Consider the following 14,242-nt stretch of genomic DNA (forward strand, 5'->3'; position numbering starts at 1 on the left):
ATTTAGTGGAGAAAAATATGAATCACTTAATTATTTATGCTCATCCGAACCCTGAAAGTTTTAATCACGCTATACTTTCACAAGCCATTCAAGCCAGCCAAGGACATCAAGTTATCGTGCGAGATTTATATCAACTAAATTTTAATCCAAACTTAACTTGGCAAGAATTTCAATCCAGCCTAATTAGCCAATATCCCATAGAAATCCAAACCGAACATCAATATTGGCAACAAGCAGACGTCATTACTTTAATTTATCCATTGTGGTGGATGGGCTTTCCTGCGATTTTGAAAGGTTATTTAGATCGGGTATTAAGTTACGGTTTTGCTTATCAAAATGGCGAAATTGAAAGCATAGGCTTATTAAAAGACAAAAAAATGCAACAGTTCGTTACCTTAGGTAACCCGAATGAAAAATATCAACAAAAAGGCTTTTTACAAGCGTTTGAACACACTATGGGTAATGGACTTTTCAATTTTTGTGGCATTGAACATGTAAAAATGCACTATTTTGGTTGTATTGGACTAGAAAGTACGGATTATTCGGCTATTTTGCGTGAAGTTGCGGATAATTGCCGCAAAATATTAAGCTAACTATCCAAAAGTTTTGGAAAATTCGACCGCTTGCATTTTACTGCCCACGCACCATTTTTAATGCGCCAATTCTCTCTAGCAAAAAAGCCATCCTTGCGGATGGCTTTATTCACGTTATATTGATTACAGTGCAATTACTGCAAATAACACAATCACTGAGTAGAGCGCAGATAAGCCGTAGAATACCCAGCCCCCAGCAGGAAAGTGAATTTTGAGGTCATGTAAACCGTGATGAACACGGTGCATACCCGCCCACATTGGGAAAATGGTTACCGCTAAAATGACTAATTTACCAAACCAAGTATGTGCAAAAGCGATAATGTTTTCTGTTGGTAATAAACCGAGCGGTAATAACACGCCTAACATTAAAATTAAGATAGGAAAGCAAATAGCGCTAATTGTGCCGCCAGCACTGAACATCAACCATACAGGTGGCTCATTAGAACGTTTTGGATCTTGTTTACTCATTGCCATTCCTCCCTTAGATATAACTTAATACTAATGCAACAAGGCTGACGATTCCTGTTACCGCCCAAAGTACATTGCGTAAAATATTTGGGTTTACTCGTTCATTATTTACAATGAAAGTTAGTACTTGTGGTGTCATCACATAAAGTGTTGCAGCATGATAGAGCAATGCAGCAATACTGATAACGTTTAAAATCAATACGATAGGATTTTGTAAAAAGCCTTTAAAGCTTTCTAAATCACCATTGCTACCTAAGCTAATTACCCCATAAAGTAGCACAAGGCAGAACCATACGGTGGCTAAACAAGTTGCTTCCCGCACCATGTACATTTTATAGAAGCCTAGTTTTGTCCACCAATTTGCTTTCATTTCACGGACATACGCTTTACGTTTAGTTGCTGTTGTCATATCGCCCCCTAGCCTTTTGGTTTAAGCATTGAAATTACGTAATCTTTCGCACTTTCTAATTTACCTTGGTTAATTGCAGAGGCTGGGCCTACGTGCTTCGGACACACTTCTGAACAATAACCAACGAAAGTACAACTCCAGACACCGTTTTTTGAGCTTAATAACTTCATACGTTGCTCACGACCATTATCACGGTTATCTAAGTTATAACGGTGAGCTAGCGTAATTGCAGCAGGTCCGATAAATTCTGGGTTTAAACCAAATTGTGGACAAGCGGCATAACATAAACCACAGTTAATACACATTGAGAATTGACGATATTTCTCTAATTGCGCAGGTGTTTGTTTCGTGCGCTGACCTTCAGGTGCTTTGTTATCAATCACATAAGGTTTGATTGCTTCAATGCTATCAATAAAGTGACTTAAATCTACCACTAAGTCACGCTCAATCGGGAAGTTCGCAAGCGGTTCAATGCGCATAAAACCGCTATAATCACGTAAGAAGGTTTTACATGCCAGTTTCGGTTTACCGTTTACCATCATACCGCATGAGCCACAGATTGCCATACGACACGACCAGCGATAAGAAAGCTCTGGCTCAAGTTCATCTTTGATATAACCAAGTGCATCTAATAATGAAGTTTGACTATCGAATGGCACTTCATATTTATCTAAATGTGGTTCGCTATCTGTTTCTGGATTGTAGCGAAGCACTTCAATGGTCATTTTTTCTAAATTTGCCATATTCTCGCTCTCCTATTTTTGTGCCTGTTCTGCTGCTTTTTTTGCTTTTTCTTGCGCTTCTGCTTCTGCACCGTACACACGTTTTGCTGGTTGTGATTTAGTAATTTTCACATCAGAGTATTTGATAGTGGGTGCGCCATCTGCGTTGTAGAATGCTTGAGTGTGTTTGAGGTAGTTCACATCATCGCGTTCGGTATAGTCTAAACGTTGGTGAGCACCACGAGACTCTTTACGTTCAACAGCTGAGCAAGCGATTGATTGCGCCACATCTAAAATAAAGCCTAATTCAATTTTGTAGAGTAAATCAGTATTGAATACGCTTGATTTATCTTTCACGCTGATATTTTTGTAACGTTCTCTTAATTCATGGATTTTATTTACTGCATCTTCCATACTTTCTTGTGTACGATAGATACCGCAACCTTCTTCCATTGCATCGCCCATTTGGTTACGAATATCCGCCCAAGATTCATTACCTTCTTGGCGAGCTAAAGCATGTAAACGAGCAACGACATCTTGTGCTTGTGCATCAATTTGTGCTTGATTACGAGAGCTTGCTTCTTGGGCGCGGCGTGCCGCATTTTCACCCGCAACTTTACCGAATACAACAAGTTCAGCTAATGAATTAGAACCTAAACGGTTTGCACCGTGTAAGCCTGAAGAAGCACATTCACCGACTGCAAATAAACCTTTGATTGAAGTTTCTGCGTTCATATCCACTTCAATACCACCCATGGTGTAATGCACCACTGGGCGTACAGGGATTGGTGACGTTACAGGATCAACACCTTCATAAGCACGCGCTAATTCGCAGATAAATGGTAAACGCTCAGTTAAGTGTTTTTCACCTAAATGGCGTAAATCTAAGTGAACTACGTCCACGCCTTTTGCCGTTTTTAAGGTGTTACCTTTTTTCCATTCTTGCCAGAACGCTTGTGAAACTTTGTCACGAGGACCAAGTTCCATATACTTGTTTTCAGGTTTACCGATTGGCGTTTCAGGGCCTAGACCATAATCTTGTAAGTAACGGTAACCGTCTTTATTCACTAAGATGCCGCCTTCACCACGACAACCTTCGGTCATTAAAATACCTGTATTTGGTAAGCCTGTTGGGTGATATTGTACGAATTCCATATCACGAAGTGCCACCCCATGGCGATAAGCCATTGATAAACCGTCGCCTGTTACGATACCGCCGTTAGTATTGAAACGATAAGTACGGCAACCACCGCCTGTGGCGATTACTACTGCATTTGCATTGATTTGAACCAGTGTGCCTTCCATCATATTCATCGCTACACAACCACGAGCTTCGCCGTTGTCGGTAAGAATATCTAATACGAAATGTTCGTCAAAACGTACGATGTTAGGATATTTGATAGAGGTTTGGAAAAGAGTGTGTAATAAGTGGAAACCTGTTTTGTCAGCAGCAAACCAAGTACGTTCGATTTTCATCCCACCGAAACGGCGTACGTTTACTTCACCGTCTGGACGACGAGACCAAGGACAACCCCAACGTTCTAATTGGGTCATTTCGATTGGGGAGTGTTCTACAAAATATTCTACGATATCTTGTTCACATAACCAGTCGCCACCGCCTACAGTATCATTAAAGTGATTATCAAAAGAGTCGGTATCTTTAATTACCGCCGCTGAACCGCCTTCTGCTGCCACTGTATGGCTACGCATAGGATAAACTTTCGAAATTAACGCAATTTTAAGATTTGGATTTGCTTCCGCAGCAGCAATCGCTGCACGTAAACCGCCACCGCCAGCTCCAATAATTGCGACATCAAAATTAACACTTTGCATAATGCACTCCAAAAGAAGATAAATTAATCAATATAACTTACCCGCATTGTGCCACTATTTTTTGTGCAATATAAGCCTATTTCGTGTTTTATTTTGGTAAAAATTTGCGTTTTGTGATCTACCTCAAAAAAGGTAGTAAATCATTGAATGTATTGAGAATTAATCGCAATCGTAGATGAGAATCTGTCGCATTAAGCGGTGGTTTTTTGTGATAATTTTGCAATTTATGTTGCAAATTTTTTAGGGAAAAGATCAAACTAATTTGGTTTAATTTTGAAATTTCACTTCGCAAAGTTATCGAATTCTCGCTAAAATCTGATTTTATTTTCTTGCTAAATTATTTCTTATGAGCGAACTAAATCTTGCAAATATTGAATGGAAACCGACCGCTTCCATTCAAAACCTTATTAAACGCAGTAAAATTATGGCGGAAATTCGCCAATTTTTTAAAGATCGTGGCGTATTAGAGGTTGAAACACCAGCGTTAAGTGAATTTTCGGTCACCGATGTTCATCTTTCTACATTCAGCACCCAATTTTTATCGCCTTTCGCCAGCGAAGCAAAAACGTTACACCTCATGACTAGCCCTGAATACCATATGAAACGTTTATTAGCGGCGGGAAGCGGTGCGATTTTCCAATTATGCCGCGTGTTCCGTAACGAGGAAGCAGGCAAACGCCACAACCCCGAATTTACCATGTTGGAATGGTATCGCCCGCATTTTGATATGTATCGTTTGATCAATGAAGTCGATGATTTGCTTCAGCAAATTTTAGATTGTGAACCCGCTGAATCTTACAGCTACCAATTTGTATTTCAAACTTATGTGGGATTAGACCCTCTGTCTGCAACACGTGCGCAACTCATTGAAAAAGCACGTAAACATGGTTTCCCTTGTGAAGATGATGAAAACCGAGATACTTTGCTCCAATTCCTGTTCAGTGAAATTGTCGAGCCGAATATCGGTAAGGAACGCCCAACCGCAGTTTATCATTTCCCGTCTTCACAGGCGGCACTAGCGCAAATTAGCTCGGAAGATCACCGCGTGGCGGAACGTTTTGAAGTGTATTATCAAGGTTTAGAACTGGCAAACGGCTTCCACGAATTAAGCGATGCCAAAGAACAAATGCGCCGTTTTGAACAAGATAATGTGCAACGCACGCAAATGAATTTACCGCCACAGCAGTTAGACACTCGCTTTCTTGCGGCGCTTAAAGCAGGTATTCCAAATTGTTCTGGTGTGGCGTTAGGCGTGGATCGACTGATGATGATTGCGATGAATGCAGAAAAAATTGAAGAAGTCATGGCATTTAGCGTCGAAAGCGCTTAATCGTAGTAAACAAGCGGTCAAATTTAGCTGAAATTTTGCAAAAAATTAGCTAAATTTGACCGCTTGTCATTTGGGGAAAAGGCGTGATTTAGGATAGAATGGCAGGATTTTTATAACGAGAGAAAAACCATGTTAAACCAAGTTTCAGAAAGTTTGCTTGCACCAAGCGGACTTGAATTATCACACTTAACTCGAGTGCTTGATCATTTTTCTAATCGTCAGATCGATTATGCAGATTTGTATTTCCAATTAAGCCAAGACGAAAGCTGGTCGTTGGAAGATTCGATTATCAAAGAAGGCGGTTTTTATATTGATCGTGGTTTTGGTGTGCGTGCGGTTTCAGGCGAAAAAACCGGCTTTGCTTACGCAGATCAAATCGGCTTAGAACAATTAGAACAATGCGCTACAGCGGCTCGTTCAATTACTAGTGCAAGCGGTCAATTATTCGTAAAAAATTTCAAAGAGACCATCGCCATTCCACGTTACGCTTCAATCAATCCGTTAGATACGCTTAGCCGTGAGCAAAAAGTGGAGCTATTGCAATTAGTGGACAAAGTTGCGCGTGCGGAAGATCGCCGTGTGATTCAAGTTAATGCAAGCCTTTCTGCAGTGTATGAAGAAATGCTAGTTGCTGCAACAGACGGTACACTGGCAGCAGATATTCGACCGCTAGTACGTTTATCGGTGTCAGTGTTGGTAGAAGAAAACGGCAAACGTGAGCGTGGCTCTGCAGGTGCAGGCGGGCGTTTCGGTTTAAATTGGTTCTTTGAGCCACAAGTGGTCAATGGCGAAATGACGGGTGATACCCGTGCGATTTACCTTGCTAAAGAAGCGGTGCGTATGGCGCTCGTGAATTTAGGTGCAATGCCAGCACCAGCAGGAACAATGCCGATTGTACTGGGAGCAGGTTGGCCTGGTATTTTATTGCACGAAGCGGTGGGGCACGGTTTAGAAGGCGATTTTAACCGTAAAGAATCTTCGTTGTTCACAGGCAAAATTGGTGAATTGGTGACTTCGCCACTTTGTACTATTGTGGATGATGGTACTGTTGCTGATGTACGTGGTTCCATTACGGTGGATGATGAGGGTATGCCTTCACAACGTAATGTGTTGATCGAAAATGGTATTTTAAAAGGCTACATTCAAGATAAACTTAATGCTCGCTTAATGGGCGTGGCACCAACAGGCAATGGTCGCCGTGAATCTTATGCGCATTTGCCAATGCCTCGCATGACAAACACTTATCTCACGGAAGGTTCGCACAGTTTTGAAGAGATGATTGAATCAGTCGATTACGGTATCTACGCACCGCATTTCAGTGGCGGTCAGGTCGATATTACTTCGGGTAAATTTGTGTTCTCAACCGCAGAAGCTTATTTAATCGAAAAGGGCAAAATCACGAAGCCAGTTACAGGCGCAACCCTTATCGGGAGTGGGATTGATGCAATGCAACAAGTTTCTATGGTGGGTAAGAAAATGCAACTCGACCCAGGTATTGGCACCTGTGGTAAAGAAGGACAATCTGTGCCTGTTGGCGTAGGACAACCGACAGTGAAACTCGATAAAATTACGGTTGGTGGTAGAGGCTAATTGAAGCAATAAGCGGTCATTTTTGACTGATATTTTACAAATTATCTGCATTTTGCAGATAGCAATAAGGAAAACAATATGGCATGGGTACAAATTCGTTTAAATAGTACGGATAAACAGGCAGAGCAAATTAGTGATTTTTTAGAAGAAATTGGTGCAGTATCGGTAACCTTTATGGACAGCCAAGATACGCCAATTTTTGAGCCATTACCTGGTGAAACTCGCTTATGGGGGAATACCGATGTAGTGGGGTTATTTGATGCGGAAACCGATATGAATGCGGTAGTAGAAGCATTGCTGGCAAGCGGTCTAGTTTTGGCTGATTTTGCCCATAAAATCGAGCAAATTGAAGATAAAGATTGGGAACGTGAGTGGATGGATAATTTCCACCCAATGCAATTCGGTAAACGTTTATGGATTTGTCCAAGTTGGCGTGAAGTGCCAGATGAAAATGCGGTAAATGTGATGTTAGATCCAGGTTTAGCATTTGGTACGGGGACACACTCAACTACGGCGCTTTGTTTACAATGGCTAGATAGCTTAGATCTTGAAGGTAAAACGGTGATCGATTTCGGTTGTGGTTCAGGAATTTTAGCGATTGCAGCACTTAAACTCGGGGCGAAACAAGCGATCGGGATTGATATTGATCCACAAGCAATTCTCGCTTCAACCAATAATGCGCAAGCAAATGGTGTAGCCGATCGTTTACAGTTATTTTTAGCGAAAGATCAGCCACAAAATCTACAGGCTGATGTGGTGGTGGCGAATATTCTAGCTGGTCCACTTAAAGAGCTTGCACCAAATATTATTACCTTAGTTAAACCACAAGGCGATTTAGGATTATCAGGTATTTTAGCAACCCAAGCGGCTTCTGTTTGTGAGGCTTACGCAGGTGATTTCAAACTTGATCCTGTTGTGGAAAAAGAAGAATGGTGTCGTATTACTGGGGTGAAGCAATAAGCGGTCATTTTGGTCAGAACATTTGCGGTATTATGTAGAGCTTGCACAAAACCCAAATTCAGCCTTAACCGCATAAAAAATACCTTTACTCGTTATACAGGTAAAGGTATTTTACTTTATTTTAAGCACCAAAATGAATTAAGTACTAATATTAACTAAGTGCTTCTAATTATTCTTTAGTTAGAGGTGTTACACTTTGTCTTTGTTTTTCTCAAATTTTATCTAATAGCATTTCTTCCATAATGCAAGGGTAAGCACTTTCTGTGGAAGTGATATAGCCTTGTTGAGTAAATTGTTGTCGTCCTTTGGACGGACAATTTAAATGTAGGTTATCTTCGGCAAAGCAGACGGTGGTGTTACCCAGCTCATTTTCATTAAGCGACAAGCACTTGTTTATTGGTAATTTCATATGCCCCATAAATAATATGGTATTCAAAAGGACATGTTGTTCTCGCTTTACTGATTTTTCGTAAGGTATCATAAAGTAATGGATAACCATCGTCTGATATATTGGAATACATTGTGGCTAATTCTTTCATAAAGCACTTAAATTCTTCATAATTCATTACGGCTAAATCCGTATTAATCTGTGAGGTTTCCATAAAAGAATAATGAATGTTAAGATACTCTGACTTAAATTGAGCTTGCTACTCTTACAAGTAGTAATTTACATTTTGCCAATTTACATTCAATATCAGGAACACTTTTGCAATTTATGATTATTATATGCAAGATCATTAATGTAGTGACTAAGAATGTGCGTCAGTTATCTTAACAGCGAAATGCTAACTAGCCTAACTAACATGTAAGTCAACAGAAAACTCATAATGTAAAATGATTCAATCAAGCGAAAAGAATATCTGTTTCCAAACTTAATTTCTGCTAAGTTTATGTATCAGGGCTTGTGAAAATCTTCATTATTGATAGAGATTGCGCAATTAAAACTTGTACTATCCCATGCTAACGATAAAGAAAGCCTGATGAATAAGTTACTTGAAAAGAAGAATAATGATGAGATTAATGCTTAAAAGAATTTTGCAAGTAGTTAATTTTAGAGGATAATTATCTTGATGGTAATTCTAGATGTGAAAGGAAATTTATAATGTCTTTTTTAACAGAAAATGCTAACAATTCATTATTAGAAGAATTAGAACAAGAAATCCGAGATAAACAGCGAATGACCTCACACGACATTCGTGAATACCCTATTGGTGTCATTATTGATAAATATATAAACGGTTCAGAAGATAATAGTGCTGAGCTATTTGTTCCTGAATATCAGAGGGCTTTTCGTTGGAGTGTAAAGCAACAAAGGGAGTTTATTGAATCCATTTTACTCAATTTACCTATTCCCTATTTGTTTGTAGCAGATAATGAAGGTCGTTTAGAAATTGTAGATGGTAGCCAAAGAATTAGGACCTTAGTGGATTTTGTTCAGAATAAATTCTCTCTAGCTTCCTTAAAATATATTCCTAAAGCAAATGGTCTCTATTTTAAAGATTTCCCTAGAGTTAGACAGCTTCGTTTTTTACGCAAAACTCTCAGGATGATAGAGCTAACTGAGGCTGTTGATGAAGAGGCTCGTAGAGAAATCTTTGCTAGATTAAATTCTGGCGGTTCAAAATTAGAGCCAATGGAGATAAGACGAGGTACAAATGATGGTGAATTCTTGAAATTAATTAGAAAACTTGCCCAAAATGCAGAATTGCATACATTATGCCCTATAGGATCATCTAAAAAGAAAAAAGCAGAATATGATGAATTAGTATTACGCTATTTCGCATATAGTGAAAATTATTTAAACTTCAAACATAGAGTTGATAGCTTTCTTGATGAATATGTTTCATACAAAGAAAATAACTTTAATAAAGATGAGCTAGAACATCAATTTATTACAATGTTATCTTTTGTGAAAAAACATTTTAAATATGGGTTTAAAAGAAATAAAACAACTCAAACAGTACCTAGATTGAGATTTGAGGTAATTGCAGTTGGAACAACTTTGGCTTTAGCAAAAAATCCACAATTAGAACCATCATCAACAGAGGAATGGTTAGAGTCAGATGAGTTTTTAAATCATATTCGCTCAGATGGAAGTAATTCAAGACCTAAAGTAAAAGATAGAATAGAATTTGTAAGAGATCAATTACTTGGTAGTAAGCAATAAAATGAACTTTATTCCCGAAACAACAGCACTATTTTTAGATAAAAAGAAAGAGGTTGAAGATTTTATTTCTTTTTTGAAAAAATTAGCAAGTCGTGATACAAAAATCAAATACAAGGTAGAAACTAATAGATTTGAAGATTTATTTTTTGAACCACAATCAAATACCACTTTCCCTGATAATCAAATACTACCTATAACTATTAAGGAAGATAACGTTTCTAATGAGCTAATGCATACTTTAAAATCTAGTGGTATATTATTATTGTATAGCCTGTCTGAAGCGATTGTGAGTACTTTGATGAGAGAAATCCACGAACATTTTAAAAATAAATTAGAATCCAACCAATTAAATGTTCGCAAAATAAATGAAAAATTGATGACAAGAATTATTGAACACCATAAAAGCTCAAATAAGATGGCTGGATATATTATTCAACACATCAATAGACCAAGAGTAAGATCTATCGAAAAAATTTTGTTCCAAGAATGGTTGGAATTTTATAGAAAAAAAGTAGAAGATGAAGATAAGTCCCCTTGGTTTTCGGGGAATGTAGATAATAGAAGTATAAAGGAATTAGGAGAAATATACGGTTTCTATCAAATTGCAGAATCAACTATATTTACAAGACAACAATGTAATACATTAGTTAGGGTAAAAAAAGGGAGAAATCAACTAGCTCATGGTAAAAAATCTTTTATTGATTATGGCGCTGATTTAGCAGTTGATGACCTTGAAACTTTCTCCCTAGATATTTTTACGTATTTAGAAAATCTTATGCGACTTATTAATGACTATCTAGCAAATCAAAATTATATTAATTGCAGATGATTTTTCAAACTTAGCCCTATAATCTCTCCTAAGCGAACTGGTACGGCATTTCCGATCATTCTTCCTATATCTTTTGTTTGCATTTTCACATCTACTGGGTGAAATTGGTAATCATCGGGGAATGATTGGAAAATAGCAGCCTCACGTAGTGAAATCGCTCGATCTTGCTCAGGATGTCCAAAACGTCCATTACCGTATCCGTAACATTGCGTAGTCATTGTTGGACTTGGCTCATTCCAACACATTCGTCCATAGATACTTACATAAGTAGAGCCTGAATCTTTTCTATGACACGCTAAACGTAGCTCTTCTGGCCAATCTTTCCAAGAACCACCTTGTTTAGATGCTTGAATGCGCTTTAAATTTATCTCATTAAGAGATACAGCTCGATGTAATGGGTCATCTTTATGTTGTTCTCCTGCTTTAATTTTTGGCAAGTGTCCGATCACATCTTTAATATTGACCCAGTTTTCTTTATGTGTTGGTTCAATTAATTCAATTGGACCTAGACGAGAAGCAAGCAAAACGTGACGGCGACGGCGTTGTGGCACACCATAATCCGCACAACTTACTGTGTCAGCCCAAGTATGATACCCTAATTCTTCTAATTTTTTGACAAAGTCGTGATAGACTAGATGCTTAACCACGTCTGGCACATTTTCCATTGTCACTAATTCAGGTAAATTACCTTCAATTAAACGAGCAAAAGCATATAACAGCGGCCACTTTTTATCTAGTGAAGTATCTTTTCCTTGATTGTATTTAGAAAAAGGTTGACAGGGTGCACAACCTGCTAACAAGCGAATTGCATCATGAGAATAGCGCTGTGCAATCTCAACATTTTCAACCTGCGCAACATCTTTGTTCACAAATTCAGAATTGTTATTAAATTCAAAAGCATAACGACACTGTTCTTCAATGTCGTATCCAGCTTTTACTTTAATTCCTGCTTTTTGTAATCCAGCAGTTAAACCACCTGCTCCACAAAATAAATCTATTGCTTCAATCATATAATAAACTCCTACTGATTAAACATTATAATCTTTTTTATTTTTAAAATCGAGTTTTATTAAAAATAAGACAATTACTCACTTGTTTTCAGATAAGAATTTAAAGGATACATCAAATGCTATCTGAAACGCACAGAGCTTTGTTTACAGCAAAACATTTAGGGGCTGTCCCAGATAACGACTAAAAATGCCATTTAGGTTAAGATACCCAAATGAGGAAAAGTCGTCTAAGTCAGCACAAACGATTTAAACTCATTGAGCTATTCGTGGCAGGCGTAACAGCCCGAACAGGCGCTGAGTTAGTGAACGTAAACAAAGTCATAGCAGCTTACTATTTCCACCGCTTGCGTTTGCTTATTTATCAACATAGCCTTCATCTCGAAATGTTTTAAGGCGAAATTGAAGCAGATGAGAGCTACTTTGGTGGTGTTCGCAAAGGTAAGCGTGAGCGTGGTGTAACAGGCAAAACAGCTGTATTCGGGCTATTAAAGTGGGACGGCAAGGTTTATACCATCGTGGTGCCGAATACACAATCTGCAACGCTTTTGCCGATAATTCGGGAAAAGTGAAGCCTGACAGCATTGTTTACACCGATTTCTACCGAAGTTATGATGTACTTGATGTGAGTGAATTTAACCATTTTCGCCTCAATCACAGTAATTTAAAATCTCAAATTTCTTTTTTAAAACAACTAGTTAAGGGCAGTTTAAGCTAGTTATCTAGGATAGCCCCTAAAAATCTCCATTGAAGGATAAATTTCAATGGAGATCTTAATTTTTATTGCGGTTTAGGTCTTGTGCAAGTGCTACATAATACTGGATATTTGCAAAAGTGGCGGAAAATCCGACCGCTTGTAAGTAGCAAAAAGGGCTATCATTTGATAGCCCTTTTGTATGTTGGTTGTCGCTTATTTTAAGCTACCCACCATATCTTCTGGACGCACCCATTCATCGAATTGTTCAGCGGTTACTAAGCCTAAGTTAATTGCTTCTTCTTTTAAGGTTGTCCCGTTTTTGTGAGCAGTTTTCGCAATTTTCGCCGCATTTTCGTAACCAATATGCGTATTTAATGCGGTGACTAACATTAATGATTGCTCAAGTTGCTGTTTAATACGTGGGAAGTTTGGTTCAATGCCTGTTGCACAGTGTTCATCGAATGACACACAAACATCACCTAAAAGCTGTGCAGATTGTAAGAAGTTTGCTGCCATTACAGGTTTGAATACGTTTAATTGGAAATGACCTTGCGTACCTGCAAATGAAATTGTTGTGTCATTACCTAATACTTGCGCCGCTACCATCGTCATTGCTTCGCACTGGGTCGGATTTACTTTACCTGGCATGATTGATGAGCCTGGTTCGTTTTCTGGAATTAAGATTTCACCGATACCAGAACGAGGGCCTGAAGCTAGTAAGCGAATGTCGTTAGCAATTTTATAAAGCGACACAGCAATTTGTTTTAATGCACCGTGAGTTTCTACGATAGCATCGTGGGTTGCAAGTGCTTCAAATTTATTTTGTGCAGTTACAAACGGTAAACCTGTAAATTTAGCAATATAGTCTGCCACCAATACATCATAGCCTTTCGGTGTATTTAAACCTGTCCCCACCGCTGTACCACCTAATGCGAGTTCAGATAAGTGTGGAAGGGTGTTTTCAAGCGCTTTAATACCAAATGCTAATTGCGCTGCGTAAGCAGAGAATTCTTGGCCTAATGTTAATGGCGTTGCATCCATTAAGTGCGTACGGCCGATTTTTACCACATCTTTAAATGCTTCAGCTTTTTCGGCGAAGGTTTTTTGTAAGCGTTTTACACAAGGTAAAGTATGTTCTACCACTTTTTTGTAAGCTGCAATATGCATTGCTGTTGGGTAGGTATCGTTTGAAGATTGTGATTTATTTACATCATCATTTGGGTGAATAACGGATTTTTCACCTAATGTACCGCCATTAATGACGTGCGCACGGTTAGCAATCACTTCATTGAGGTTCATATTTGATTGTGTGCCTGAACCCGTTTGCCAAATTACTAATGGAAACTCGCCATCAAGTTTATGCGCTAAAATTTCATCACAAGCGGTCGCAATTAAGTCACGTTTTGCAGCAGGAAGCACACCTAAATCTGTATTGGCAAACGCCGCTGCTTTTTTCAAGTAAGCAAATGCTTCGATGATTTCAGCAGGCATTGAAGCTTCTGGACCAATTTTGAAGTTGTTACGAGAACGTTCGGTTTGTGCTGCCCAATAACGATTAGCAGGTACTTGAACTTCGCCCATTGTATCTTTTTCAATACGATATTCCATTTGTGTTCTCCTGTGGATAATATAAATGT

Annotated in this window: 13 protein-coding genes and 1 pseudogene; 7 read left to right on the forward strand and 7 right to left on the reverse strand. The window is 38.6% G+C overall.

The genetic code is table 11. The features are described from left to right. The first annotated feature begins 17 nt into the window (after nt 1-17). On the forward strand, nt 18-593 hold the full coding sequence (locus F8M47_RS00190; RefSeq protein WP_150538208.1) for an NAD(P)H-dependent oxidoreductase: 576 nt from the start codon (nt 18-20) through the stop codon (nt 591-593). Nucleotides 594-716: 123 nt separating this feature from the next. On the opposite strand, the gene frdD is transcribed toward F8M47_RS00190, so the two are convergent. The 4 genes from frdD to frdA are packed head-to-tail and all read right to left on the reverse strand — an operon-like array spanning nt 717 to nt 4,025. Beyond that, on the reverse strand, nt 717-1,061 hold the full coding sequence (gene frdD / locus F8M47_RS00195; protein ID WP_150538209.1) for a fumarate reductase subunit FrdD: 345 nt from the start codon (nt 1,059-1,061) through the stop codon (nt 717-719). A gap of 13 nt (nt 1,062-1,074) precedes the next feature. Beyond that, the gene (gene frdC / locus F8M47_RS00200) at nt 1,075-1,470 is read right to left on the reverse strand and encodes a fumarate reductase subunit FrdC (protein ID WP_150538210.1); all 396 of its coding nucleotides are present in this window, start codon (nt 1,468-1,470) and stop codon (nt 1,075-1,077) included. Nucleotides 1,471-1,478: 8 nt separating this feature from the next. Then, entirely contained in the window at nt 1,479-2,213 is a 735-nt protein-coding gene (locus F8M47_RS00205; protein ID WP_150538211.1) for a succinate dehydrogenase/fumarate reductase iron-sulfur subunit, read from the reverse strand. Between the two features lie 12 nt (nt 2,214-2,225). Beyond that, nucleotides 2,226-4,025, reverse strand: coding sequence for a fumarate reductase (quinol) flavoprotein subunit (frdA, locus tag F8M47_RS00210; RefSeq protein WP_150538212.1), 1,800 nt, complete (start codon nt 4,023-4,025; stop codon nt 2,226-2,228). Between the two features lie 346 nt (nt 4,026-4,371). On the opposite strand from frdA, the gene epmA reads away from it, so the two are divergent. From epmA to prmA, 3 genes are all read left to right on the forward strand, one after another. Beyond that, complete coding sequence (gene epmA, locus F8M47_RS00215) at nt 4,372-5,355, forward strand: elongation factor P--(R)-beta-lysine ligase (protein WP_150538213.1); 984 nt, start codon at nt 4,372-4,374, stop codon at nt 5,353-5,355. Nucleotides 5,356-5,484: 129 nt separating this feature from the next. Further along, nucleotides 5,485-6,945, forward strand: a complete 1,461-nt coding sequence (gene tldD, locus F8M47_RS00220) for a metalloprotease TldD (RefSeq protein WP_150538214.1) — start codon at nt 5,485-5,487, stop codon at nt 6,943-6,945. Between the two features lie 78 nt (nt 6,946-7,023). After that, complete coding sequence (gene prmA / locus F8M47_RS00225) at nt 7,024-7,905, forward strand: 50S ribosomal protein L11 methyltransferase (protein ID WP_150538215.1); 882 nt, start codon at nt 7,024-7,026, stop codon at nt 7,903-7,905. Nucleotides 7,906-8,116: 211 nt separating this feature from the next. Here prmA and F8M47_RS12165 read toward each other — a convergent pair whose 3' ends face one another. Continuing rightward, a complete protein-coding gene (locus F8M47_RS12165) occupies nt 8,117-8,314 on the reverse strand; it encodes a hypothetical protein (protein WP_244298015.1) in 198 nt (65 codons plus the stop codon). A 693-nt stretch (nt 8,315-9,007) separates the two neighbouring features. On the opposite strand from F8M47_RS12165, the gene F8M47_RS00235 reads away from it, so the two are divergent. Together F8M47_RS00235 and F8M47_RS00240 are read left to right on the forward strand one after the other, a co-directional pair. Next, entirely contained in the window at nt 9,008-10,072 is a 1,065-nt protein-coding gene (locus tag F8M47_RS00235) for a DUF262 domain-containing protein (RefSeq protein ID WP_150538216.1), read from the forward strand. Nucleotide 10,073: 1 nt separating this feature from the next. Next, a complete protein-coding gene (locus tag F8M47_RS00240) occupies nt 10,074-10,901 on the forward strand; it encodes an MAE_28990/MAE_18760 family HEPN-like nuclease (RefSeq protein WP_150538217.1) in 828 nt (275 codons plus the stop codon). Here the strand turns inward: F8M47_RS00240 and F8M47_RS00245 are convergent. After that, complete coding sequence (locus F8M47_RS00245; RefSeq protein ID WP_150538218.1) at nt 10,883-11,911, reverse strand: DNA cytosine methyltransferase; 1,029 nt, start codon at nt 11,909-11,911, stop codon at nt 10,883-10,885. The genes F8M47_RS00240 and F8M47_RS00245 overlap by 19 nt on opposite strands. A 212-nt stretch (nt 11,912-12,123) precedes the next feature. On the opposite strand from F8M47_RS00245, the pseudogene F8M47_RS00250 reads away from it, so the two are divergent. Further along, nucleotides 12,124-12,569 (forward strand): annotated as a pseudogene (locus tag F8M47_RS00250) (IS1595 family transposase); the annotation flags it as partial. A gap of 249 nt (nt 12,570-12,818) precedes the next feature. Here the strand turns inward: F8M47_RS00250 and fumC are convergent. Next, nucleotides 12,819-14,213: a class II fumarate hydratase gene (gene fumC / locus F8M47_RS00255; RefSeq protein WP_150538219.1), complete on the reverse strand. Its 1,395-nt coding sequence runs from the start codon at nt 14,211-14,213 to the stop codon at nt 12,819-12,821. Between the last annotated feature and the right edge of the window lie 29 nt (nt 14,214-14,242).

This window comes from Actinobacillus vicugnae (genome assembly GCF_901687125.1).
Taxonomy (GTDB): Bacteria; Pseudomonadota; Gammaproteobacteria; order Enterobacterales; family Pasteurellaceae; genus Actinobacillus; species Actinobacillus vicugnae.